At 42.3% G+C, this 1895-nt stretch carries 1 protein-coding gene; it reads left to right on the forward strand.

All coding sequences use genetic code 11. The annotated features are described in order from the left end of the window. Positions 1-132: 132 nt before the first annotated feature. On the forward strand, positions 133-1854 hold the full coding sequence (locus tag ACNPNW_RS02860; RefSeq protein ID WP_448766490.1) for an SGNH/GDSL hydrolase family protein: 1722 nt from the start codon (positions 133-135) through the stop codon (positions 1852-1854). Positions 1855-1895: the final 41 nt, after the last annotated feature.

Raw genomic sequence — 1895 nt, forward strand, 5'->3', positions numbered from 1 at the left:
CCGAGCGCCACCTTTGAAACAGGGGTGAGTGCGATCAAGTATGACACCCGCTACTACAGCAACGACAAAGACCACATAAACAATTTGATTTAACAGCCACCTTCGGGTGGTTTTTTAATGCCGGAGAGAAACATGGCTGATCAAGTATTAACGAAGCAAAAATTAATTAATGCTGATGAAGATATTGGCGATCTTGAGGAAGTGCTAAACGGCCCACCAGGAAAACTCATTAAGACCCGACTGGGTCGTGAGGTTTATACATTAGCCAGCGTTCCGCAAATCAACACTATGACGCGCGAAGAAGTTACTGCGGCAGTCGCACCAAAAGCCAATAAGGCCGATGTTGATAGCGCGCTTTCAAACCTAAGCACCACTGCAAATAAATATTATCCAACCTTAGATGCTGCAAATGCTGATATTGCAAATATTGCATTAAATCAGTCTGTAACAATTGGTGAAGAAGTAAATAGTGGTCTTTGGGAAAAGAAAACAACAGACGCAACAAGTCTAACTAAAAGCCCTTATGATCCACTGACGCAGGCAAAATCGTATACTGATGCTGCTGTCAACGAGCTTGGAATCTCAAGCAACGAAAATTCAGATATATCAATTGCAATTGTTGATAAAAACGATAAACGAACGTGGCTAGAAGCTGATGCGTCTGGAAAGCCGACTAATTACAGTAAGTCGCTTATTTTAGACAAAATTGACCCAGAAGTTTCTTCTAAAATACAAGCTGCTGTTGCTGAGGTCGGTATTGAGCAGATAGCTTCTTCCGATTTATCTGTGGCAATCGTGGATTCTCAAGACCGTAGAACATGGCTAGAAGCTGATGCGTCTGGAAAGCTGACACAATATTCAGCAAAATGCATTAAAGATGCCATAAATTTAGCTTCTTACGCATCCCCATCAAAATTCAAAAGTTCATATCAATCAACTGAAATAAAAACGGTTTCCGGTCCTGATATTGTTTGTTGGGGTGATTCGATGACTCAGGGGGCAGGTGCTACGGGTGGAAATGCGCCTTATCCTCAAGCTCTTCAGCTACTGCTCAACAATGCAGGCATTAGCGCAACAGTTAGAAACTCAGGGTGTGGCGGTGAAACATCATTTACGATTGCGGCGCGGCAAGGTGGAAATCCGATGCGTCTGTATGCTGAAAGTGGTGTGATTCCTGCGTCACCAACAGCCGTAAAAATAGTGATGCTTGATAATAACGGCAAGCCGATTCGACCATTGGTTCAAAAATCAGGGATTCCTGGACAGGATAGCAGTCTTTGGTTTGATGGCGCGATTGCAGGCATTAAAGGTAGATTGGCTATTGTAAAGCCTAACGGAGCAAGTTCAGCGTGGGATAATGCAAATTATTACACATTTACGAGAGCTGAAGCGGGTGCAGAAGTAATTCTGAATCGTCCGACACCGTTTTATCTTGATTTCGCTGAAGCGAGACGCGGTGATATTGCTATTATCTGGACAGGTCAAAACAATGAAACTCCGTCTGAGTATATTATCGCAGATAACAATGCGATGATTAATCATTTGAATACAGCGATTAAGCGATATTTAGTAATTAGCCGCCCAAAACCATATTTAGACTTAGCAGCGCAGATTTCAGATGAAGAAAAACTCTATTTAGCGTATGGCTCAAGATTTATCAATGTTCGCAAGTATTTGATTGAATATGGCTTAGCTGATGCTGGAATCACACCGACAGCACAGGACACTGCCGACATTGCAGCAGGGCTAGTCCCGTCATCATTGCGCTCAGATGGGACACATTTTAACAACGCAGGATATGCAGTTGTTGCAAAAATCGTATTTGAAAGACTTAAACAATTAGGGTGGGTATAAACATGACTACAATCATTCGTCTTAAACAATCAATTAACAAT

The sequence above is a fragment of the Acinetobacter endophylla genome (genome assembly GCF_053543775.1).